Below are 21,748 nucleotides of genomic sequence, written 5' to 3' on the forward strand. Positions count from 1 at the left end.
ACCAGTTTAAACATATATAAATCCTCCCTTAATATATAAGCTCTTTATTAGCCAAGTTTAATTTACGGCTTTTCATTTTCTTTCCATGGATCAACATCAAAATCTCTATTAAAATCTTCAAACATTCGTGCTGCAAGCTTTTGAACATGAGGAGAATGAGCCAAACTACTGATCATGAAGTACATAATAATTAAAATTATGATACATGAGATACCTTCTATCGCCCACACAGTCGCACCTCCTTATTCCGTAAATCCAACTTAGTGCCAGAACTTGATCCATTTAATAGGTGCATTGCATATTCTGCATTCTGCAAACTTATTAAATTATTTAATTAAACATGTTAATAAAGCGAGTAAAAAAAGCTTCTTTATTAAGTGGACATAGAAAGTTATTCAAAAAAATCATCGATGGAGCGGTAAGGTTTTACTTCCCTAGGCTGCCCGGATAATACTAAGCACCAATAAGTACCAACCCATATAACTGAGCAAAGTAAAATCAGTGAGATCATAGAGTGCCCTCGCTTTCTCTTTTAGGTTACACGTTTACTTTAGCTGATGAAACGCGTTTCAGGTCAAGTGATAATTTCTATTAACCCTTCATAATTCTCTTTTTCAATGTACGATTCACTTGCTAGGAACTGAACAGCATAAAAAGAAGGAAACAATGACGGCAATCGGGGAAAATCTATGCTTGCCTGAGAAGTTATAACCCCAAAAACGGGAGGGAGTAATGTTGTTCCTGTATAAGCAACTGCCATTTGATATCCCATGAGTTTGGAAGAACTCTCTTTACCAAACCGAGTTGGCGTTTCATGAAGAAGTTCAGGGTAAATCGGTGCAAGTCCTAACCCAATAAGAATAAACCCATTTCTCTCCTCCTCTCCTCTCTTCACTACACATATATACATTATTTAAAGACACTGATCGGACGTTCCAATTCTTTTAGAGTTAACCCTCTCAACCCTGTTTTAAAATCTTCATAAAATAAATCTGAGAGTATAACGTCAGGATACAAAGGCATCTTATGCTTAGATTTGTAGGATTCTAAAAAATGAAAGAAAGACACTTCTTCTGTATTCTCTCTATAGATCACAATTCGGTCAGGATCAAATACAGATTGTAATATTCGGATAATTTCACATATACTATTAAAGAAAACTTCCGTTCCTTTGCTTTCATCCCAAACTATCGACGGAATGAATTTGATTTCACCAGCCAATCCATGTTTGCCTTTTAACACCCCATTTCGCAAATAAATTCCCATCCCTGGTGGAGAATTCTCAGGAAAATAAATAGCCAGCACACATTGATCTTCATCTATTTGTTCTCTATAGACGTATCCACATATAGCGGCATTTACGTCATTCTCCACAATAACCGGCAAACCAAATTTGCTTTGCACATCCTCTGCCAACCGAATTCCATTTAACCTTTCATGACTGCTGACTGTAATTTCTCCATTTACAGATTGTCCCGGGATTCCTATACCAATAACTTTGATGGAGGGATAGTGAGAAATGATGTCTTGAATCGTGGAATAAAATTGTGTAGCATTAAAAATTTGAAAGGGATGCTCTTCTTTCATTAGAACGTCCTCATTTAAATTAACTACCGTGGTATTGACAACATCCGTCCCTTGTTTTTCATTAATATGTATGATCAGTGCTAGACTATACTCATAATTAAAACGATAGGTTAACGCATGCCTGCCTCCGTTTGAAGGGACAATTTCATCTTCAAATATTTCTCCATTATTAAGCAATTCCTGCATAAGGGTATTGATAGTTACCACACTTAAATCAGTTAATGCGGCTAGTTGGGGTTTTGTTGTCTTATTGATCTGTTTCAATACTTTTCGAACCAGGTTCAGATTTATTTCTTTAATTAAATTTGTATTAGCTTTTTCCATACATAGCACCTTCTTTCTATAAAATCATGAAAGCACTTCATAAACCATGTTTATAAAGTACTTTTACTAATTTTGCAGCAAAATATTACCTTAGTCAAGGCAATATCGTACTAGCCTTTATTTCACCATTGCTTTCCAGCTTATTCTGAATTATTCTAATGCTAATCATAAGACGATCGCTAAAATAAGGAGGCTAATCAATTGAAGAATGCTGTTGAAGAACTGGCAAGGATCATCGAGGATTATGAAAAAGAATTTTTTTCGATCACAGAACATGAATTTAATGCCAAACCGTTCTCGGAGAAATGGTCCAAAAAAGAAATACTGGGACATCTGTGCGACTCCGCTTCTAATAATCAGCGAAGATTTATCATGATTAAGCATTCAACATCCCCTATCAAAATTGAATCGTATGCGCAAAATGAATGGGTGGCAGCTAATCAGTATCAGGAAGTGTTCTCTTACGTGGATGTCATACATCTATGGAAACTATTAAATAAGCAAATCATAAATGTATTAAACTCATGTACATCATTCGATTCTAAGAAAAGATTTCAAAAAGATGACCACTCCACCGAAACATTACAGTGGCTAGTCGACGATTATATTCAGCATTTGCGGCATCATTTGGAGCAAATCATTCAAAAACAAGACTAACGCTATGAAAAAGAATACTACGTTCATGATCGTAATGACCTAAAGCCGTTGATGTGATTTTCAAGTCAGGATGTAATTCTGCCCAATGAGTTTACATAATAATTATTATGTAAACTCATTTTTATTTAATCTCAACTTTCATGTTATACTCACAATCCTGATATTGGTATCTGAATATCCAGCTTATCCATTGCTTTTTCTTTTTCCCGATCAGTGACATGTGTATATACTGTGGTTGTCTGAATGGATGAATGCCCCAGTAGCTCCTGCACGGTACGCAGATCTGCTCCCTTACGTAATAGCATTGTCGCAAATGTATGTCTCAGCTTATGGCTGGAATATGCCTCCCGGCGTTCCATACTCTTATCTTGCTGGAATCGTTCGAACGTTTCTGTAGCGATCTGTTGAATGGTGCGCACTGCCAGACGGCGGCCTTTTTGGGATACGAACATCGCATCCTCTTTACCTCTCCACGGCGTCAATCTTTCCTCCAACGCATGCTCTACAAAATCACACACGGCTTCCGGTACCGGGAGAGTACGCCATTTACGCCCTTTACCGAACACATCTAAGGTACGTCTTTCTCGGCTGTAATCCGAGACATTCAATGAATGAACCTCCCCCACCCGCAATCCCATGTAGACCATCAGCAGAAAAATAGCCATATTACGATTTGCATATTTCCCCTCCACCGCGAGCAAAAACGGATGAATATCCTTTTCATCCAGATAGACGGGCATACGATTCTTTTCAGTCTTTGCTTTTTTAATTCCCGCTGCCGGATTTGTGCTGCATAACTCAAATTCCTGTAGCGCTTTAAAAAAACTGTTCACCGCTGCATGCTTCCGGTTCCGCGTACTATCTCCGGCGCCTCCCTCCCGCGCTTTAGACAAATACGACATAACATGAATCTTCTTCACCTGATCGAGTGGTTTTTCACGCAACGTCCGTAAAAATTGCTTCACATCCCCCATATAATTTTTTTGCGTATGTATCGTATATCCTGCATCCTTCATCCAGATCAAAAAAGCTTCCAGCTCCTCAGTATATATTTCATCAATTTCTTCAGTTGTATCGAGCTCCACATGTCTCATCTCTTTTTTCATCTCGCTCGCCTCCAATTCAGTTCATATTCCGAAATATACTGTAAAACGATCATTTTCGTCTGATTTTTATCGACAATCCAATCGACATCTTATGCAGGAGGGATTCTAAAAGTCGTTTTAAACCTAAACAGCGTATAATTTATATTATACGCTGTTTTTTTAGCGCTTTTCAAGGGCAAATAGAGCGTTTTTCCTCTTGTCCAGCCTAGTATCTGCATTCAAGCAGACATTTCAAAGCACTTAACGGCGTGGCATAGGGTCAGAGGGGGTCGATCCCACAATGTAGACAAATTAAAACACGCTCAAGAAAAGTTCACCTAATGTAATTCATTCATATCCAAAACAAAACTAAATAGCCAATAGTCTTGCATGCGGCACCATTTCTCTACTTCATCAGCAAGTTGGGGGCGCTGCTCTCGATCGGTAGCAGTCAAAATCGCCATAGTGGCCAAAACATGAATATCATGCGCAGCTTCCAACTCGCTATCCGGATCACCTTCCGGTGCGTGCACCATCTCCATATGATAGCCTGCTAGCTGATTGTAATTTTCACCCACTAGCAGCAGTGGATCACCAAGAATTTCACCGATTTCGAGATGATGACCGTGTGATCCAGCTTCTGGGCAAATTTCGAGCAGAGCGTAGAAACAGTCTTGTTCACAGGAAAAGCATGAACTGGCCTGCCTGACGGCAAATTTCTGCTGGACGCCTACATGCCTTTTCATTTAAACTATTAAAAAATTAATTTTCTAAAGAGTGAGATTACAACGACAGCACGAGGCTCCAGCACCCGGATCTTACAAACGAAAATACAAACATCACTTTCCGTCAGCCGAAACCCTGATTAATAACTACATAATAATTATTATGTAAACTACGATTGGAGGATGATTGTATGATTAACAGATTGTACTGGTTACCGATCGGTCAGCTTGATATTGATCGTTCCTCACTCAACCATCATGCACAGCCCGGTGAACTGGTGCGCCTGCAAATCTGGTCGTATCTGCTGGAGACAGATCACGGTCCGATTCTCATTGATACCGGTATGCCGGATTCGTTTATCGACAATCCAAATTATTTTAAAAGTACACCGTTTGAAGGGCGCTTCATTCCCCATATGTCAGCCGATGATAGTATCGTGGCTGTACTGGATCGGATCGGCTATCACCCGGACGATATCCATGCCATCGTAATCTCTCATATGCATATGGATCATGCAGGAGGCAATCCGCATTTTCCGAATACACCGATTTATGTGCAGCAGACCGAAGCAGACGCTGCGATCGGTAATCTGGAGTATGCGCCACCGGAATGCGTGCAGGCGGACTTGAATTACCGACTGCTTCAAGGGGATCATGAGCTGGTTCCAGGTTTGCAACTGTTCTATACTCCGGGGCATTCGCCGGGTCATCAGTCCGCGCTGGTCACAACAAAGGAATCGGGTCCGGTCATGCTGACGATTGATGTTGCCTACACGCAGGAGAATTACGCAAACGACGTGCCGTTTGACAGCTTTAACCGTGAACAGGCACGCCAGTCAATCGCCCGCATTCAGCAGATTGTGCAGGAGGTTAAGCCGAATCTGTTGTTCTTCGGTCATGATCCTGAGCAGGTAGTCGTTCAGCCGGTATATCCACAATACAAATAATGTTGATAAAGCAGCTATTTCTCCACCATTCCGGATCTTTTCGGTGCGGGGTATGATGAAATTGGTATTATGAATGCACACAAAATAGACGTATCCGGAGCCGTGCTTCATTCGGATCATGGCTACCAGTATACGTCTATGACCGTACAACACAGGACTTGAAAAGTTCAGCCTCAAAGGCAAGCGGTGCGGACTGGCAGAATAGTCGTAATTCGGCTAGCTCCCCTCATGATCTCAATTTCTTCATCCGATTTTTAAATAATCATTATTGTATCTCCTCACTTCCAAAATGTTATAGCCTCTTATTCTTTTCTTTTCATTAGGTAGTTGTAATGACTCCGACATTTAGAACTGCAAAATTTGGTTAACTGAGCTCGCTAATATGGAATAAACCAATGATTGCATTGATACAACTTTGCAGTTCTAGTTGCTCCCCCCCCATAGCTTTCAGCAAACTGATAAGTGATTCCATATACATTCGCTTTAACTGGTCGGGTTCATCTATAAATTCTGTATGTAAAATGCTGATCTTCAGAAACCTAGCTAACTTTTAAGCGCACAAGTTGATTTTCTGCAAATACACAATTGATCCTTTGTATTAACTCGCTATTAAGCCCCTGCTTGTTCAGAACAGCCTGAGCAATATCCAATACGCCCCTTACTTACAAATATTTCAAATGGATTAATACACTTAATCCGTTTATATCAAAAAAACAATTATATACATGAAGTTAATTACGCCTAATCCCCTGTTATCGCTAGCATCAGGAAGTATATCTAAGAACTCATGGGGTGAGTCGCTGTCGATACGGCATGGATGATGAGAAAAAGCAATTTGCTGTCTCGCTCCGTTTTCCCTTGATCATCCAGCACGATATACTTAAAGAAGTCGAAAGGCAAACTTAAAATCAGCCTATGCTCATTTCAAAAATGTAGGTTTATTCATGACAAAGGGAGTGTTCATTTATTTATGAGTACCGAAATGCTGGAACGTCGAAGTGAAATTCTAAAACGAAACATCCATCAGTTGCTGGTTCAGGAAAATCAACACGGCGTGACACGTCAGGAAAATTACACGTTGCATAAAATGATCAGAGAGCTGCATCAAACCTCTCATGCCTTGAATACTTCCCGTTGAGATGAAAGGCTGCTAAATTAAATGAAACAAATAACCTTCAGCCCCACTTCCTTAGTGGTGTTGAAGGTTATTTGTTTGCGTAGCCTTAATTGACAGGTGGTACTCTTTCGTGACGTTACCCTTTGGAGCGACTCAACAGGTATAAGAAGTATGGCGCACCAATGATGGCTACAATTAAACCTGTCGGGATTTCTTTCTGTAAAGGTAAGGATCGTGTGATCGTATCCGCTACAAGTACCAGGAGTGCTCCGACTAAAGCACAGGTTACCAGCAGCATTTTATGCTTCGGCCCCACCAGCTTTCTCGCCAAATGTGGAGCCACCAAACCGACAAAGCCGATACCGCCACTAACCGAAACACTAGAACTGGCCAATCCAACCGCAGCAGCGAGAAGGAGAATACGTTCCTTTTCGATAGCTGTACCCAACCCCGATGCCGTCTGATCTCCCAGATTAAGCACATTCATCACATTTGCTTTGTAGTATGCGAAAGGAAGCAATACAATCAGCCAAGGCAACAGAGCCATCACGAATTTCCAGTTTGAGCCCCAGATGCTTCCTGCTAACCAATTAGCTACAAACGTGTAACTTTCGGGTGTCAGCTTAAGAGTCATAATGATCATCGCAGCACTGATACCCGCCGCTACGCCAATTCCGCTCAGCAGTAGCCTTGTCGGAGAAATTCCTTCACCTTTCTTGTAAGAAAGCGCGTAGATGAGAATAGCAGCTGCTCCTGATCCAATCAGTGCAAGAGCGGGAAGTAAAAACAATGAATTCGTAGTTTGCATAGATGGAAAAAGCAATACAAACAGCATGACCATCAACCCGGCGCCTGCATTAATGCCTAGAATACCAGGGTCCGCTAGGCCGTTACGCGAAACCCCCTGCATGATGCAGCCAGAAACAGCGAGACCTGCACCGATAAGAAGGGAAATAACCATTCGTGGCAATCGGAATTCAAATAGGATTAATTCCTGCTGTGGAGTCCCTTGTCCAAACAAGGTTCTAAATAGCTCCATTGGCGAAAGCCGGATGGTTCCCGTATTCGCACTTATGGTGAACGCAGCAATGAGCAATACGAGTAGAATGACTACAACCATCCAATCATGGATTTTTTTACGATGACTAGCTTTGGCAATAGCCCCATTCGTAACGTTATTCATCTTACAGTGCCCTCCTTTCTTTACGCGCCAGATAAAGGAAGAACGGAACCCCAATTAAGGCAATAAGTACGCCCACCGGTGTTTCCTCAGGTGCGTTAATCATACGGGCTGCCAGATCGGCAAACACAATGAGTAAAGCTCCCATAATGGCCGAGCATGGAATAATCCAGCGATAATCGACGCCAACCAGCTTGCGGGTTATATGGGGAATAATCAATCCCACGAAACCTATAGAACCCACCAACGACACCGCTGCACCCGCCAAAATCAGAACAAGAATCATTCCAACTACCTTTACCACCCCAGTTCGCTGACCAAGGCTCAACGCAATTTCGTCTCCCAAACTGAGCAACGTAATGGAGCGCGACAACATGAGAGCACCGATAAAAGCTGCCACAACCCAAGGCAAAACTATACCGAGCTGAACCCACTTGGTTCCACTAAGCCCTCCGGCATACCAAAAGGCCAAATCCTGTCCAACATCAAAGTACAAACTGATCGCATCTCCTAAGGCAGACAGCAATGCTGTGACAGCTGCACCCGCCAATACAAGACGAACTGGCGTAAGACCTGATTTGGATATGGAGCTTGTACCATATACCATCACAACAGCCAGAGCTGCACCAACAAAGGAATACAACATTAATTGTAAAAAGGAAGAACCAGGAAAAAGGGCAAAGCAAATCGCCATCGCCAAGCTGGCTCCCGAGTTCAGTCCAAGCAAGCCCGAGTCAGCAAGCGGATTCCGGGTCATTCCTTGCATAATTGCACCTGCTACGGCAAAGCAAACTCCAATTAAAACCCCACCTAGAATCCGAGGTAGACGGATTTCCCAAATAATTTGATGATTTTGCAACTCAGGATTAAAATGGAAAACAGCGTTCCATACCTCTTCCAGCCTAATTGAGGCTGCACCAAAAGATAGGGATAGCGCGATACCGAACGCTAAAAGTCCAAGCCCAACTGTCAGGATAAGCGAAGCCGCCCATGGTCGCGAGTGGAATTGAGTCGGCGACTGGTTATGATTACTTTGAGCGAGGCTATCCGATGATTCTGATAATTTCATAACTATTGTTCACCCTTACTGTTGAATAGTATGTAGCTATCACGAACTGTGTTGAAGATGATGTTGATAATGAGAATTATTATCATGCAATCTTTACTATTGTAAATTAATGTGGCAACGGCATCAATAGCAAATTTCGAGGAATGCCTAATACTCTGCCCTATTGTGGACAAATAAAGCCCTTCGGCATAAATACCAAAGGGCTGCCAACAACACCGAAGCGACTACTTCTGTGTGGCGTTCTCTTTATTCCGCTGGACGATCAAATCTGCGATTTCTTCAGCTTGCCCTACAATGGCAATGGGATCGAAGTACCAATATCGATCCTCCTGGAGCTCAAAAACCTTGCCTTGCCGGACTGCATTCAGTGATTTCCATATGCTGTCTCCTTCGTAACCGCTCAAATCCTTGTTAACCGTCAGAAAGATATAAGAGCCAGCATATTGATTAATGACTTCTTTTGACACCGATTTCCATTGAGTCTCACCAAATAATTCTTTTTGGACAAGCGGCGGAGGTGTCAAATTCAGTCCTTTGTATACCGCCTGTCCTCCTCTGCCAAAATTATCGCCATATACATAGTATTCTTTTTCCGAAGCTTCCATTACGGTGAAAGTATCTCCAGGCTGAACAATTCCCTTTAGCTTGTCACGTGCAGCCTGCATCCGCTGATCGTATTGCGCAAGCCATGTTTTGGCTTCCTGTTCTTTTCCGAGCAGTTCACCAAAAGCTGTCAGTTCCTCATGCACATTCTTGTACGTTCCATATGGAATGACGATGGTCGGAGCAACTTTACTATATTTTTCATAATCATGAGCATCTTTGGAACCAATCAGAATCAAATCAGGCTCCAGAGCCAATACTTTCTCAATGGATACGCTGCCGCGATCTCCAATGCTTGCAATGCCCTGCACAAGCTCCTTCGAAAACGGATTATCCAGATAATATTTAACACTACCCACAGGTTTAATTCCTAGTGCTAATAAATCATTCTGGTACATATCTACTACAATCCGCTGAGGGTGAACCGGTATTTTAATATCTCCATGAATCGTTTTGACTGTTTTCATTTCCTCTGACTTTTGTTCGCTAGATGTTTGATTCTGCTTTTCATCTGGTTGCTTTACATTTCCACCACAGGCGGTTAGAACTAAAATGACTGACAGAAGCATCATTACAATCCACATTTTCTTTGTCAAACCTGTTCATTCCTCTCTCTATTTACGGTGTCATATTGGCCTATTTACGTTCCGTATTGAGCTTGGTGCAGGCGGCTATATGCCCCTTTTACTGCCAATAACTCTTCATGTCTGCCTTGCTCGGCAATCCCTTGATCTGCAACTACGATAATGCGGTCAGCATTTTTGATCGTTGCCAGACGATGCGCGATAACGAGTGTCGTACGGCCTTGGGATAGCTCTGTCAGCGCTTGCTGAATCGCGGCTTCTGTCTCTGTATCCAATGCTGATGTTGCTTCATCTAAAATGAGAATTGGCGGATTTTTAAGGAACATCCGGGCAATAGACAAACGTTGCTTTTGACCACCGGAGAGCTTCACACCTCGCTCACCGATCATTGTATCCAGACCATCCGGATATGAGCGAACAAGGTCTTCAATCTGAGCTCGACGAGCAGCATCCCAGATTTCTTCTTCCGAAGCATCGAGCTTACCGTAAGCAATATTTTCACGAATCGTTCCATCAAAGAGGAATACATCCTGCTGTACGATACCAATCATGGATCGCAGCGATTCCAGCTTCATTTCACGGATATCCATTCCATCAATAGTAATGCTACCTTCCTCGACATCGTAGAAGCGAGGCAACAAACTGCAAAGTGTCGTTTTACCTGCTCCTGAAGGACCCACAAGTGCTACGGTTTCACCCGCATGGATAGATAGGTCCACTTTGCGTAATACCTTATCTTTGTTTTCGTAACCAAACGTTACACCTGCAAATTGAATATCTCCATTAAGATGGCTAACCGCCTTGGCCCCAGGCAGATCTTCTACATCCGATTCACTTTCCAGCAAATCCAGGTATCGTCGGAAGCCGGCAATCCCTTTTGGATACGTTTCGATGACAGAATTAATTTGTTTAATCGGCCCCAGGAATACATTAGACAGCATTACAAATGCGATAAATTCCCCGTAGGTCATCTGTCCTTCAATAACAAACCATGTTCCACATACTAGCACAAACAATGAAACCAGCTTCATTAGTATAAAACTAATCGAGGAATTCCAGGCCATAATCCGGTACGCGATCAGCTTCGTTTTACGGAAACGCCCATTATTTTCAGCAAACCGTTCCATTTCATGTGCTTCGTTGGAGAACGCTTGAACAACACGAATCCCGCTTACATTATTTTCAATACGAGCGTTATAATCCGCAATATCAGAAAACATACGATGGAAAGCAGCAGACATTTTACGGCTGAAATAAAGAGACAAGTAAATCATGAGGGGTACAATGATGAAAGTCAGTACAGCCAGCTTCCAGTTAATACCGAGCATGATACCAAAGGCTCCCCCCAGTGTCATCAACGCGATGAACAAATCTTCGGGTCCGTGGTGGGCAATTTCCCCAATATCCATTAGATCGTTGGTCATACGTGAAACGAGATGCCCTGTTTTGTTATTGTCAAAAAACCGAAACGATTGCTTTTGTACCCGATCAAACAGCTTTTTACGCATGTCCGATTCGATGTTAATGCCCAGCTTGTGTCCCCAATAGGTAACCACGTAATTCAGCGCAGCACTTATGACATAAATACCGAGTAGAGCCAGACAGGCATATAAAATCCATTTCCAGTTCCCGCTGGGCAGCAAATCATCGACCACCCGGTTGACTGCAAGCGGAAAAGCTAACTCCAGCAGTGCAGCCAGCAAGGCACAAGAGAAATCAATGATGAACAAAGTCCGGTAAGGACGGTAGTATTCAAAAAATCGTCTAAGCATGGTTATGACTTCTCCTTTCTTATTTCAATTGAACTGATCACTTCGGATCAACGGAAAACATTTTAACAGCCTCATCGAGTGATTGGTCAACGGCTAGCGGTGAGTAGGTAAACCACGGATCGGCTTTGATGAAATACACTTTGTGGTTTTTGACAGCCGGGAGATTTCTCCACAATGCACTTTGCTCAATTTGCTTAAGCATTCCGTCCTTGCTCGCTTCATCATAAACCAGCATAATAATTCGGTCTCCTGATAGTTCAGGTAACTTTTCCATTGAAATAACATCATAAACATAATTAAATCTCGGGTCCTTCGCCAGCTTCTGGCGTATGTACTCAGGAGGATTCAATTCCAGTGAACGGTAAATAACATGTCCTACATTCCGCGCTCCGTATACCCTTAACACATTCTTATCGTAGGCCATATAAATCGTAACCGTTTCATCTTTTTTGAATTTTCCAACCAGCTTCTTTCGACCTTCCTCAGCCTTTTTGTTGAAACTAGTGATCCACTGCTCGGCTTCCTTGTCCTTACCCAGCACGGCTGCGACACTCCGCAGTTGCTCAAATACATCGCCTTCTCCAAACGAAACGACTACGGTTGGAGCAATTTTCTCTAGCTGCTCCTTTACTTCGGGCGTGGTATATTCTGTTGTGATGATCAGGTCCGGTTGTAACTCCAGCACCTTTTCTACATTTGTCGGGTTCCCAATATCCGCAACTCCGTCAATCTTACCTTTTAAATAGTCGCCTTCCAACAAATGGGAAGCAGCACCTACAGGCTTAACTCCCAAGGCCAGCATAGCATCCAAATATTGTGTCGTGACAACTCGCTGTGGATTGGCAGGGATACTGATCTTATTGCCAGTGGCATCAGTATATTCGCGCATGACAACCGTCTTGGATTGCCCGGAAGGATCATTAGTGCTGGTCTTGTCGTTTGTCTGGTTGTTGCTAGCTGCGTTTCCACATGCACTCAATACAACCATCAAAAGAACTACAAGACAAAGCGTGGATTCCCATTTTAATCTGTACCTTTGTTGCACAATATACGTCCTCCTTAGATATATATAATTCATAATATGATAGTGATTCTCATTATCATACAATTGTTATTCTATCTTTTACCGTCTCTTCTTACAATACAAAAATAAAAAACTTCCATTTATGTGTATGTATCGTCATCGTAGAATAGCCAAAAAAAGACTGATGCGCATTACAGCATCAGTCCGAATAGCTTAATATGTTGGGTCAAGCGCCCTTTTTATTTCGATTGATCCACTAACTCCAGCTTAGCGGGAATTGATGTTTTTACGGTTTTACCTTGAAGTACATCCTTGGCTGCCTGCACCGCCAATTGACCAATAAGCTCGGGTTGCTGAGCTACGGTGGCTGTCAGTTTCCCTTCCTTAATTGATTTAAGCGCATCCTCGTTACCGTCAAAACCGATGACTGGAATGTTTTTACCTGAGCTTTGGATTGCTTCGATCGCACCCAACGCCATTTCATCATTGTGGGCAAATACTGCCTGAACGTCCGGGTTGCCTTGCAGCAGATTTTCCATCACGTTCAAACCTTTGGTCCGATCAAAATCGGCCGATTGTTTGGCTATGACTTTCAGATCCTTATCTGCTACTTCATGAAATCCTTTTCCGCGTTCACGGGTAGCGGATGCTCCTGGAACACCTTCCAGCTCAATCACCTTGGCACCTTTTCCAACTTGATCAACCACATATCTGGCAGCCATTCGTCCTCCCTCTACGTTGTCTGAAGCGACGAGTGCTTTTACAGCGCCTTTGTCAGCAGAACGATCCAGTGTAATAACCGGGATGTTCAATGCATTCGCTGATTGTACCACAGTGGAGATGGCCGACGAATCTGTCGGATTAATAAGTAACGTGTTTACTCCCTGTTGAATCAGATCATCCACATCATTACTTTGTTTCGCCGAATCATTTTGTGCATCCACAACAATGACCTGCATTCCTTGTTTTTTGGCCTCTGCCACAACTCCGTCTTTGAGAGATACGAAGAATGGATTATTCAGTGTTGAGATCGACAAGCCGATTTTGATGTCCTTCAGGTTCGCGGCCGCTTTAGGTTTCGCCCATTCGGGCGGTTCCAAGGAACACCCTGTCATGAGCAGGAGCAGCAATGCAGTCATGATTAATGTAAGCTTTTTCATATTTATGTGTCTCCTTCTACGCAGATTAGGTGTATTATGCGGATTTTTTACGGTCAATCAATACAGCAATAGCGATGACTATCCCTTTTACTACCATTTGATAAAATGAGTTAACCCCCAGCAAGTTCAAGCCATTGTTTAGTGTACCGATGATAAGCACACCAATTAACGTACCTACGATTCGTCCGCGTCCTCCCGAGAGACTTGTTCCACCTAATACGACAGCCGCAATGGCGTCCAATTCATAAGAAGTACCTGCTGTCGGTTGCGCCGAGTTCAAACGTGAAGTCAAGATAGCTCCCGCCAATGCGGAGAGCATTCCAGCAAGAGAGTAAATCCAAATTTTTACACGCGGCACTTTAATACCAGATACAATCGAAGCCTTCTCGTTACCACCAATGGCATACGTTTTACGTCCGAATGGTGTTTTATGCAAAATGATCCATAGGACAGCAAAGGTAATAAGCATCGTAATCGCTGGAACCGGAATACCGAACTGATAGCCACGACCGAACAATTGAAATACCAGACTGTCCCCGAGTCCTGTAATAGGGTTACCATTGGTATAAACGAGTGTCAATCCTCTGAAAATGGTCATGGTTGCTAGTGTAGCGATGAACGGAGCCATTTTACCCTTCGTAATCATCAAGCCGTTGACCATCCCCATCACGCCACCCAATGCACAGCCGATGATAATCGCCAAAATAGGATCGAACCCGGCCAGCATCATATTTGCGACAAACGCACTGGATAGTGCTAATATGGAGCCGACTGACAAATCTATTCCGCCTGTGAGAATAACGAAGGTCATACCGAACGCAATCAACGCATTAATGGATACCTGGCGCAATAAATTCAAAATATTAAGCGGTTCCAAAAAGCTGGGATTTAAGACCGATACGATAATCACCAAAATAATGAGTCCCAACAACGGGCCAAGCTTCTGTGTGATTTGTGACATTTGAAAGCCTTTGCTGCTTTTTGATTCATTCATAGTTGTCATATTACTGTCCTCCTGTAGCTAGCGTCATAATATTTTCTTGTGTGGCTTCTTCCCTGCTCAGCTCTCCGCTGATCTTTCCCTCGTGCACCACGACAATACGATCGCTCATGCCGAGTACCTCAGGGAGTTCCGAGGATACCATGATAATCGCGACTCCACGTTCGGTCAGCTCGTTCATCAACTGGTAGATTTCCCGCTTGGCTCCCACATCCACACCTCTCGTCGGTTCGTCAAGAATGAGTACATTTGGACCAATACCTACCCATTTGGCAATAACCACCTTTTGCTGATTACCACCTGACAAACTGCGAACTGTTGTTTCACCCGATTGGGTTTTAATTTGTAAGCGCTTAATTAAAGTGTTAACAAAATCCAACTCTTTTTTACCTGAAATAAATCCTTTTGAGGTAAAGCTAAAGAGATTTGGCAGCACCATATTTTCCCGAATGGAAAAATCCAGAACCAAGCCCTCATCTTTTCGGTCTTCTGTAATGAAGCCAATCCCTAGTTTCACCGCGTCATCCGGCTTGCGAATAGTCACCTTTTTTCCACGTACATGGATCTCACCACGATCCAAAGCATCCAGTCCAAATAACGCCCTCATGATCTCGGTTCGTCCCGAGCCCATCAAGCCTGAAAAACCTACAATTTCACCAGACCGCACAGTAAAATTCACATTTTCAAACAAGCCTTTATGCGTAGCATTTTTGACCTCCAGCACCACTTCTCCCAAAGCGGGCGTTCTTACCGGATAGCGTTCAGTCAGCTCTCTACCTACCATTTTCCGTACAACTTCATCAAAATTCGTATCGGGAATCGCCTGAGTATCCACCGTTTTCCCGTCACGCATGATGGTAATCCGATCACAGATCGCGAATATCTCCTCCATCCGATGTGAAATATACACGATCGAAACACCATCTTTTTTCAAAGAAGTAATAACCTCGAACAGCTTCTGAATTTCACGTTCGGTTAAGGCGGCTGTCGGCTCATCCATCACGATAACTTTAGCATCCGTCATGAGTGCTTTGGCTATTTCAATCATCTGCTGTTGACCCACTGAACACTCGCCTGCTTCACCGTTCAATGGAAGGTTTACCGAAAGCTTGCTGAATTGCTCATTTGCTAACGCTTTCATTTTAGAGCTGTCTAGTAAGCCCCACTTGGATGTCATTTCCTTGCCGATAAACAGATTTTCCAGCACGGTCATCTCCGGCCACACATTCAGTTCCTGGTGAATAAAAGCAATTCCTTTTTGCTCCGCTTCTTTGGGGTCGGCAAAATAGGTTTCCTGGCCGTCAATGATGATCGTTCCCTCATCTCGCCGATGCAGTCCGATTAAAATATTCATCAGTGTTGATTTTCCTGCACCATTTTCACCCATGAGGGCATGGACTTCTCCTTCACGAAGATCAAAGTCAACACCACTCAGTACCTGATTGGTTCCAAAGGCTTTGTGAATTCCTTTCATTTGAATCTGCATGCTGTACCCTCCTTTTTATTCAACATTGATTTATCCAAAATGAACTCCTGCCTGTAAAATACAATTGGCAAATGGCTTAGCCTCTCCTGTACGAATGACCGCCTTCGCATAACGGGTCAGCTCCTTGAATTGTTCATGAGAGCAAAACTCAATGACGGCAGCCTGCTTATTAATCTGTGGATGTTCTAATTGCTCCCCTGCAAAGTTGCGCATAATATACTGCAATGCTTGTTCATTTTCTTGTTTGATTTCTTCGGCCAGCGTTACTTTTTCGATCACCATATCTGCTGCAATGACATCAACGACGTCCTGAAAGGATGGAACACCCAGTTTAAGGGCCAAATCAATTTTGGTAACGCCTTCAGGAACAGGTAAGCCGGCATCAGCCACGACAATATAGTCTGTGTGGCCGAGATCCGACAGTATTTTGGATATATGACTGTTTAGGATTCCATGTTTCTTCATATTATATTTGCTCCTCCACTTCACGACGGGTTGGCATTCCACCTTGGGCTCCAAATTTGGTTACGGACAATGACGCAGCACGATTAGCAAATTTCACACTGTCGGCCAGCGATTTTCCTTCGGCCAGTGCCACTGCAAAAGCAGCGTTAAACGTATCTCCTGCACCTGTTGTATCAACGGCTTCTACTTTATAAGTAGGAACCACGACTTCCTGTTCTCCGTCGAAAAATCGTACACCGTTGCTGCCCTCAGTCACAAACAGCTTGTTGGGATATTTACGCAACGCTTCTTGCAGGCTCATATCCTTAAACATAATGGCAGCTTCATGCTCGTTTGGCGTAATGTAGGTCGCATTCGCAATTACGCTTTCTTCCACTTCACGAGCCGGGGCTGGATTCAGCAACAAGGGTATCTGGTATTTCGCACAAATCTCGCTTACATAAACAACCGTTTCTGTTGGTATTTCCTGTTGAATTAGCACAATATCCGAACTTCGGATGACGTCAAGCGCTTCTTCCACATAGGCGGGTGTCACTTCATTATTTGCTGCTTTTACCACGACAATACTGTTATCACCTTCAGCGAGTACAATATGCGCTGTACCGCTTTCCATATGTGTAACCGGTTTCACATAACCAGTATGAACATGATTTTCTTCAAAATTTCGTAAAATCTGTTCTCCAAAATGGTCATCCCCTACACGTCCAATCATCGTAACGGCTGCTCCGAGTCGTGCTGCGGCTACTGCCTGATTGGCTCCTTTACCTCCAGGTACGGTTGTAAAGCTTTCACCCAATACCGTTTCACCAGCACCGGGACGTTTGGACGAAGTAACTACGAGATCCATAGAACTGCTTCCGATAATCGAAATTTTAGCCATCATAATCCACCTTTCTCGTCGTTTCCCGTTCTATAAATTTGACGGGCAATTGTATGCTTGAATAGGTAAGTACTTTCGAATGAAGATTAGGTACGCTTGACTTCGTTACTTGCGACTGCTCAATCAGCTGAATGAGTAGTCCTGCTGCTTCCCAGCCCATTTCATAAGCAGGTTGTCGGATCGTTGACAAAGGCGGGAATAACAAACTGCTTAATGGTATATCATCAAACCCGATAATTTGAACATCATCCGGGATTTTCTTTCCTAATCTATGTGCCTCATGCATCACCGCTGTAGCCACGATATCGTTACTTGCGATAACTCCGTCCGTATCCGGGTACTTGCTAAACAGCTCTTTGGCCCACGACTCGGCCTCCTTGAATGAAAAGGAAGTTGTCTCGACCACATGGTAAGCAATTCCGGATTGCTGAAGCTCTTCAACCGCCCCGCGAAAACGGTCTTGTGCTGGACGAATATGTGCAGGGCCCTGCATGACTGTAATTTGTTTGCTGCCGCGGGCAACCATTTCTTGAGCAGCCAAGCAACCGCCATGGGCTCCATCCGCATATACGGAGAGACTGTCACTGGAAGTTCGATCGAGAAAAACGACCGGGATCTTCAGTTTGGCGTAACAGTCGGCATCGGGATCATTGGTAGAAGAAATAACACCAACGACATTATTTTGAACAAAAGTATCCATGTAATCCAATTCTTTTTGGCGATCTTCATCACTATTACCGAAAATAATCCGAAAATCATTTTCCTGCATTCGATCCTCCACCCCACGAGCTAACAAGGGAAAGTAAGGGTTCGTAATATCCGGCAGCAGCAGGCCGATTAATCTGGATTTCTTTTTATACAGAGAACGTGCAACTTCATTGGGCTTGTAATTTAACTTCTTCACAGCAGCCTCAACCTTTCGCCGTGTATCCTCATGTACATATCCAGTTTCATTAATAACTCTGGATACGGTCGCTACGGAAACACCTGCAAAGCTGGCGACTTCTTTAATTGTTGTCATAGTGTAGGTTCAACTCCAATGTGTAACCGGTTACACATATAAAATATCATAGCATTAATTTTTTGACAAGCATTAATTATTTGCACGTTGAATGCTTTAGCTTTATAATTCTTATTGTAACTAATGAAGTTCCACCTTTATGCACATTCTAAAGTGGGGAGCACCTCTCCCGGTTACTCAATAAAATACGTATACATGGAGGCTTTTTCCTGATGAATATTGAAGTATGGTCTGATTATATGTGCCCATTCTGTTATATTGGCAAACGCCGTTTGGAGCAAGTATTACAGCAATTTCCACATCGCAATGAGGTGCAATTGACATTCAAGAGTTTCGAATTGAACCCGGATGCTGTGAGAGATAGCGGTAAAACGATCAATGAAGAACTATCCGCTAAATATGGGGTCAGTCTGCAAGAGGCTCAGGCTATGAATGATCGAATGAACGAAAACGCACGCTCTGCGGGTCTTGATTATAATATTCATGCCATGGTGCCGACGAACTCTCTTGATGCTCACCGCTTAACACTTTGGGCTCAAACACAAGGCAAAATGCTGGAGCTGAGCGAGCGTTTATTCCAGGCTGTATTCATCGAAGGCAAGCATACAGGGGATCATGAAGTGCTGGTAGCGCTGGCTACTGAGGTTGGTTTGGATCAAAAGGAAGCGGCTGCTATATTAGCCAGTGATCGTTTTACCGACGAAGTTAGAGCTGATGAAGCCGAAGGCGCTGAGTTAGGTGTTCAGGGTGTGCCATTCTTTGTATTTGATCGAAAATTTGCTGTTTCTGGTGCCCAGCCGGAGGAAGTATTCCATGATGCGCTTCAAAAAGCATGGGATGAACGCTCACCTTTCACCATGATAAGCGGCAGCTCGTCCAAACAAGATGCAGGTGGTATATGTACCGATGAGGGTTGTGAGCTTCCAGGCCGTGAATGAAGATTTAGATAAATTTTAAAAAAGCGTGCCAGCACCCAATTAAACCTGAGCTGGCACGCATCTTTATTTTATAACGATTTAATCATTCCGCCATCCACAAGGATGGTGCTCCCTGTCAAATAGGATGAAGCTGAAGACGCCAGAAAAGCAACAACTTTACCGAACTCTTCAGGCTCTCCATACCGCCCCAATGGAATGCCCTCTTCTGCTTGTTTACGAACCTGATCCGTCGTTTGCTGGGTTTTCTCTGCTCGATGCTCGTCCAAGCTACGCACGCGATCGGTTGCAATTCTCCCCGGTGCTACAGTATGTACCAGAATATTATGAGGAGCTAATTCCAGAGACAATGTTTTCGCCAATCCAGCGACTCACGTACGTAGCGTATTTGAAATGATTAACCCCGGAATTGGCTGCTTAACTGAGGAAGAAGCAATATTTAAAATCCTACCGTTTTGTTGTTTTTTCATATAAGGTAACACCTCACGGATCAACCGGATATGACTAAGTAAATTTTGTTCAAAGGCCTGCATCCACACTTCATCTGTAAAATCATCAAAGGTACCGGCAGGAGGCCCACCCGCATTGTTAACCAAAATATCAACGGTGCCAAATAAATCGGCTGTACGGCGGATGGCCTGGGAGATATGTTCTGGTTTTGTTACATCGCAAACAACATATTCAACGCGGCCACTCGCTGTTTCCAGTAATTCCGCCTGCGTCCGCTGAAGCTCTGCTTCGTTCCGTCCTGAAATGACGACATTCGCACCCTCGCGTGCCAGCTCCCGTGCGCTTGCCTTGCCAAGTCCTTTACTGGAACCTGCAACAAAGGCTATTTTTCCCGTTAATCCTAAATCCATCTATAACACTCCCTTTTCTCAGTGTTCTCTATTTAATTGTACACATGACCAGCACATAATGCGAATAGCTTGGTAGTATCATGAAGGCTATCTATCTTCTCACCATTAAAAAGAATACGAAATCATTAATTGCAAGGTAAAACAAAAAGGCCTGACATTTAGTCAGGGGCCCTTTTTGTTCACAAAATTTTGTTTGTTTACAACACGTTATGATGTTGATGTAGTAGTAGTTGTTGTTGGCTACTCGTATACAACAACGGACTGGCTCTCAGGCTCCCATTTAACATTTGTCCCCAAGGCCTCTCCGATTACCCTTACAGGTACCATTGTCGTCCCATCCACTATGGATGCTGGCTGCTCGATAGAATACGGCTGACCGTTAATATATGCTTTCGGACTGTTAACAAATAATTTGACGGACACGCCGTTACGGGTGACAGTAACAGCCTTTTCTTTCGGATCCCAGGAAACCTTTGCATCCAAAGCTTCGGAAGCTGTTCTAAACGGAACAAGTGTGGTCCCCTTGCGGTTAATCGGTTTGGCATCGTATTCTTCACCATTCACGAACAGCTTCATACCCGACGACCGTCCGGCCTTCTTCGAGAATTCACCGAGCTTTTTGTAGCTGTCCAGGTCGGACACATTAGCCAGTACCGCCTCCTCCTGCATGTATACGGCATCTGTCACATTTCCGTTTTCAGCTAGTAGCTCAGCTGCTTCAGTCAGTGCTTTACCAGAATTCCGAATCAATTCAAGTTCAGCAACCTGCTCTGGAGTCAAACGGTCCGGGTATTTCGTAAGCAGCAGATTCGCAATAACCGCTCCTGCCGGCTTATCCTTCGTATTTTCTACCGCGTGAAGCAGACCCTTGTAACCGTTGCGTCCCTTGTGACCATTATGGTCTTTGGACTCTTCGTACGTATCATCCGTTACTGCAACAGGTTCGGTTTTTCTGATTTCTGCGTGTTTTTCTTTTTTACTGTTTTCATCCTTTTTACCGGATGCTTTGTCCTTTTGTTTTTTGGACTGATCATTGTCTGAGTCATGGGGATTGATTAGCTCTTCCCCGCTCTTTTCATTCCCGTCTTTAACAGACGTCTTTGCTTCCTGTTTGTTCTCCTGATCATTTCCGCGTCCCTGCTTGGCTTCAGCGGTTCCCGCTGCCAATCCCAAGACCAGTATACACGCTAGTAAAGCTGTCCAAGTGTTTCTCATGATGCGATTCCTCCTTATAGTAAAGACCGGGCTCAAATGTCCCTAGATGTAT

20 protein-coding genes and 2 pseudogenes are annotated in these 21,748 nt (G+C 43.5%); 4 read left to right on the forward strand and 18 right to left on the reverse strand.

Going from position 1 to position 21,748, the window contains the following annotated elements; all coding sequences use genetic code 11:
• Positions 1 to 62: 62 nt before the first annotated feature.
• The 3 genes and pseudogenes from ACWGXJ_RS13230 to ACWGXJ_RS13240 form a co-directional block, all read right to left on the reverse strand.
• On the reverse strand, positions 63 to 230 hold the full coding sequence (locus ACWGXJ_RS13230; protein ID WP_172828244.1) for a hypothetical protein: 168 nt from the start codon (positions 228 to 230) through the stop codon (positions 63 to 65).
• A gap of 403 nt (positions 231 to 633) precedes the next feature.
• Positions 634 to 868: pseudogene (locus ACWGXJ_RS13235) on the reverse strand (MFS transporter); the annotation flags it as partial.
• Between the two features lie 41 nt (positions 869 to 909).
• Complete coding sequence (locus tag ACWGXJ_RS13240) at positions 910 to 1,911, reverse strand: ROK family protein (RefSeq protein ID WP_452566927.1); 1,002 nt, start codon at positions 1,909 to 1,911, stop codon at positions 910 to 912.
• Positions 1,912 to 2,112: 201 nt separating this feature from the next.
• On the opposite strand from ACWGXJ_RS13240, the gene ACWGXJ_RS13245 reads away from it, so the two are divergent.
• Positions 2,113 to 2,568 carry a DinB family protein gene (locus ACWGXJ_RS13245; protein ID WP_446674842.1) on the forward strand — a complete coding sequence of 152 codons (456 nt, stop codon included), beginning with the start codon at positions 2,113 to 2,115 and terminating at the stop codon, positions 2,566 to 2,568.
• Between the two features lie 149 nt (positions 2,569 to 2,717).
• On the opposite strand, the gene ACWGXJ_RS13250 is transcribed toward ACWGXJ_RS13245, so the two are convergent.
• Both ACWGXJ_RS13250 and ACWGXJ_RS13255 read right to left on the reverse strand, forming a co-directional pair.
• Complete coding sequence (locus tag ACWGXJ_RS13250; protein WP_061828272.1) at positions 2,718 to 3,674, reverse strand: tyrosine-type recombinase/integrase; 957 nt, start codon at positions 3,672 to 3,674, stop codon at positions 2,718 to 2,720.
• Between the two features lie 317 nt (positions 3,675 to 3,991).
• On the reverse strand, positions 3,992 to 4,399 hold the full coding sequence (locus ACWGXJ_RS13255; protein WP_452566928.1) for a hypothetical protein: 408 nt from the start codon (positions 4,397 to 4,399) through the stop codon (positions 3,992 to 3,994).
• Positions 4,400 to 4,569: 170 nt separating this feature from the next.
• Between ACWGXJ_RS13255 and aiiA the strand changes: the two genes are divergently transcribed.
• Entirely contained in the window at positions 4,570 to 5,325 is a 756-nt protein-coding gene (gene aiiA, locus ACWGXJ_RS13260) for a quorum-quenching N-acyl homoserine lactonase AiiA (RefSeq protein WP_452566929.1), read from the forward strand.
• A 970-nt stretch (positions 5,326 to 6,295) separates the two neighbouring features.
• A complete protein-coding gene (locus ACWGXJ_RS13265; RefSeq protein ID WP_007432475.1) occupies positions 6,296 to 6,463 on the forward strand; it encodes a hypothetical protein in 168 nt (55 codons plus the stop codon).
• A gap of 115 nt (positions 6,464 to 6,578) precedes the next feature.
• Here ACWGXJ_RS13265 and ACWGXJ_RS13270 read toward each other — a convergent pair whose 3' ends face one another.
• The 11 genes from ACWGXJ_RS13270 to ACWGXJ_RS13320 form a co-directional block, all read right to left on the reverse strand.
• Positions 6,579 to 7,625: a FecCD family ABC transporter permease gene (locus ACWGXJ_RS13270; RefSeq protein ID WP_061828269.1), complete on the reverse strand. Its 1,047-nt coding sequence runs from the start codon at positions 7,623 to 7,625 to the stop codon at positions 6,579 to 6,581.
• Position 7,626: 1 nt separating this feature from the next.
• Complete coding sequence (locus tag ACWGXJ_RS13275; protein WP_452566930.1) at positions 7,627 to 8,691, reverse strand: FecCD family ABC transporter permease; 1,065 nt, start codon at positions 8,689 to 8,691, stop codon at positions 7,627 to 7,629.
• 224 nt (positions 8,692 to 8,915) lie between these two features.
• Positions 8,916 to 9,866, reverse strand: coding sequence for an ABC transporter substrate-binding protein (locus ACWGXJ_RS13280; RefSeq protein WP_452567903.1), 951 nt, complete (start codon positions 9,864 to 9,866; stop codon positions 8,916 to 8,918).
• A 68-nt stretch (positions 9,867 to 9,934) separates the two neighbouring features.
• Positions 9,935 to 11,650: an ABC transporter ATP-binding protein gene (locus tag ACWGXJ_RS13285; RefSeq protein ID WP_025720642.1), complete on the reverse strand. Its 1,716-nt coding sequence runs from the start codon at positions 11,648 to 11,650 to the stop codon at positions 9,935 to 9,937.
• A gap of 37 nt (positions 11,651 to 11,687) precedes the next feature.
• A complete protein-coding gene (locus ACWGXJ_RS13290) occupies positions 11,688 to 12,695 on the reverse strand; it encodes an ABC transporter substrate-binding protein (protein WP_452566931.1) in 1,008 nt (335 codons plus the stop codon).
• A gap of 218 nt (positions 12,696 to 12,913) precedes the next feature.
• Positions 12,914 to 13,834, reverse strand: a complete 921-nt coding sequence (gene rbsB, locus ACWGXJ_RS13295) for a ribose ABC transporter substrate-binding protein RbsB (RefSeq protein WP_452566932.1) — start codon at positions 13,832 to 13,834, stop codon at positions 12,914 to 12,916.
• A 34-nt stretch (positions 13,835 to 13,868) separates the two neighbouring features.
• On the reverse strand, positions 13,869 to 14,837 hold the full coding sequence (locus ACWGXJ_RS13300; protein WP_013310465.1) for an ABC transporter permease subunit: 969 nt from the start codon (positions 14,835 to 14,837) through the stop codon (positions 13,869 to 13,871).
• Between the two features lies 1 nt (position 14,838).
• Positions 14,839 to 16,320, reverse strand: coding sequence for a sugar ABC transporter ATP-binding protein (locus tag ACWGXJ_RS13305; protein WP_029517485.1), 1,482 nt, complete (start codon positions 16,318 to 16,320; stop codon positions 14,839 to 14,841).
• Between the two features lie 30 nt (positions 16,321 to 16,350).
• Positions 16,351 to 16,785 carry a D-ribose pyranase gene (gene rbsD / locus ACWGXJ_RS13310; protein WP_039273206.1) on the reverse strand — a complete coding sequence of 145 codons (435 nt, stop codon included), beginning with the start codon at positions 16,783 to 16,785 and terminating at the stop codon, positions 16,351 to 16,353.
• Between the two features lies 1 nt (position 16,786).
• Positions 16,787 to 17,665: a ribokinase gene (gene rbsK, locus ACWGXJ_RS13315; protein WP_452567904.1), complete on the reverse strand. Its 879-nt coding sequence runs from the start codon at positions 17,663 to 17,665 to the stop codon at positions 16,787 to 16,789.
• Complete coding sequence (locus ACWGXJ_RS13320; RefSeq protein ID WP_039273211.1) at positions 17,658 to 18,686, reverse strand: LacI family DNA-binding transcriptional regulator; 1,029 nt, start codon at positions 18,684 to 18,686, stop codon at positions 17,658 to 17,660. Before ACWGXJ_RS13320 ends, rbsK begins: the two co-directional genes overlap by 8 nt.
• Before the next feature lie 212 nt (positions 18,687 to 18,898).
• On the opposite strand from ACWGXJ_RS13320, the gene ACWGXJ_RS13325 reads away from it, so the two are divergent.
• Entirely contained in the window at positions 18,899 to 19,624 is a 726-nt protein-coding gene (locus tag ACWGXJ_RS13325; RefSeq protein ID WP_452566933.1) for a DsbA family oxidoreductase, read from the forward strand.
• A gap of 68 nt (positions 19,625 to 19,692) precedes the next feature.
• Here the strand turns inward: ACWGXJ_RS13325 and ACWGXJ_RS13330 are convergent.
• A pseudogene (locus ACWGXJ_RS13330) lies at positions 19,693 to 20,481 on the reverse strand (SDR family oxidoreductase).
• A gap of 240 nt (positions 20,482 to 20,721) precedes the next feature.
• Positions 20,722 to 21,696 carry a copper amine oxidase N-terminal domain-containing protein gene (locus tag ACWGXJ_RS13335; RefSeq protein ID WP_452566934.1) on the reverse strand — a complete coding sequence of 325 codons (975 nt, stop codon included), beginning with the start codon at positions 21,694 to 21,696 and terminating at the stop codon, positions 20,722 to 20,724.
• Positions 21,697 to 21,748: the final 52 nt, after the last annotated feature.

The organism is Paenibacillus sp. S33, from assembly GCF_053615415.1.

Excerpts from the sequence above, each read along its gene's own strand:
- ACWGXJ_RS13305 (WP_029517485.1), bottom strand. The coding sequence starts at position 16,320 with ATGCAGATTCAAATGAAAGGAATTCACAAAGCCTTTGGAACCAATCAG.
- rbsK (WP_452567904.1), bottom strand. The coding sequence starts at position 17,665 with ATGGCTAAAATTTCGATTATCGGAAGCAGTTCTATGGATCTCGTAGTT.
- ACWGXJ_RS13265 (WP_007432475.1), top strand. The coding sequence starts at position 6,296 with ATGAGTACCGAAATGCTGGAACGTCGAAGTGAAATTCTAAAACGAAAC.
- ACWGXJ_RS13255 (WP_452566928.1), bottom strand. The coding sequence starts at position 4,399 with ATGAAAAGGCATGTAGGCGTCCAGCAGAAATTTGCCGTCAGGCAGGCC.
- ACWGXJ_RS13325 (WP_452566933.1), top strand. The coding sequence starts at position 18,899 with ATGAATATTGAAGTATGGTCTGATTATATGTGCCCATTCTGTTATATT.
- ACWGXJ_RS13300 (WP_013310465.1), bottom strand. The coding sequence starts at position 14,837 with ATGACAACTATGAATGAATCAAAAAGCAGCAAAGGCTTTCAAATGTCA.
- ACWGXJ_RS13250 (WP_061828272.1), bottom strand. The coding sequence starts at position 3,674 with ATGAAAAAAGAGATGAGACATGTGGAGCTCGATACAACTGAAGAAATT.
- aiiA (WP_452566929.1), top strand. The coding sequence starts at position 4,570 with ATGATTAACAGATTGTACTGGTTACCGATCGGTCAGCTTGATATTGAT.
- ACWGXJ_RS13280 (WP_452567903.1), bottom strand. The coding sequence starts at position 9,866 with ATGATGCTTCTGTCAGTCATTTTAGTTCTAACCGCCTGTGGTGGAAAT.
- ACWGXJ_RS13240 (WP_452566927.1), bottom strand. The coding sequence starts at position 1,911 with ATGGAAAAAGCTAATACAAATTTAATTAAAGAAATAAATCTGAACCTG.
- ACWGXJ_RS13270 (WP_061828269.1), bottom strand. The coding sequence starts at position 7,625 with ATGAATAACGTTACGAATGGGGCTATTGCCAAAGCTAGTCATCGTAAA.
- ACWGXJ_RS13275 (WP_452566930.1), bottom strand. The coding sequence starts at position 8,691 with ATGAAATTATCAGAATCATCGGATAGCCTCGCTCAAAGTAATCATAAC.
- rbsD (WP_039273206.1), bottom strand. The coding sequence starts at position 16,785 with ATGAAGAAACATGGAATCCTAAACAGTCATATATCCAAAATACTGTCG.
- ACWGXJ_RS13285 (WP_025720642.1), bottom strand. The coding sequence starts at position 11,650 with ATGCTTAGACGATTTTTTGAATACTACCGTCCTTACCGGACTTTGTTC.
- rbsB (WP_452566932.1), bottom strand. The coding sequence starts at position 13,834 with ATGAAAAAGCTTACATTAATCATGACTGCATTGCTGCTCCTGCTCATG.
- ACWGXJ_RS13320 (WP_039273211.1), bottom strand. The coding sequence starts at position 18,686 with ATGACAACAATTAAAGAAGTCGCCAGCTTTGCAGGTGTTTCCGTAGCG.
- ACWGXJ_RS13335 (WP_452566934.1), bottom strand. The coding sequence starts at position 21,696 with ATGAGAAACACTTGGACAGCTTTACTAGCGTGTATACTGGTCTTGGGA.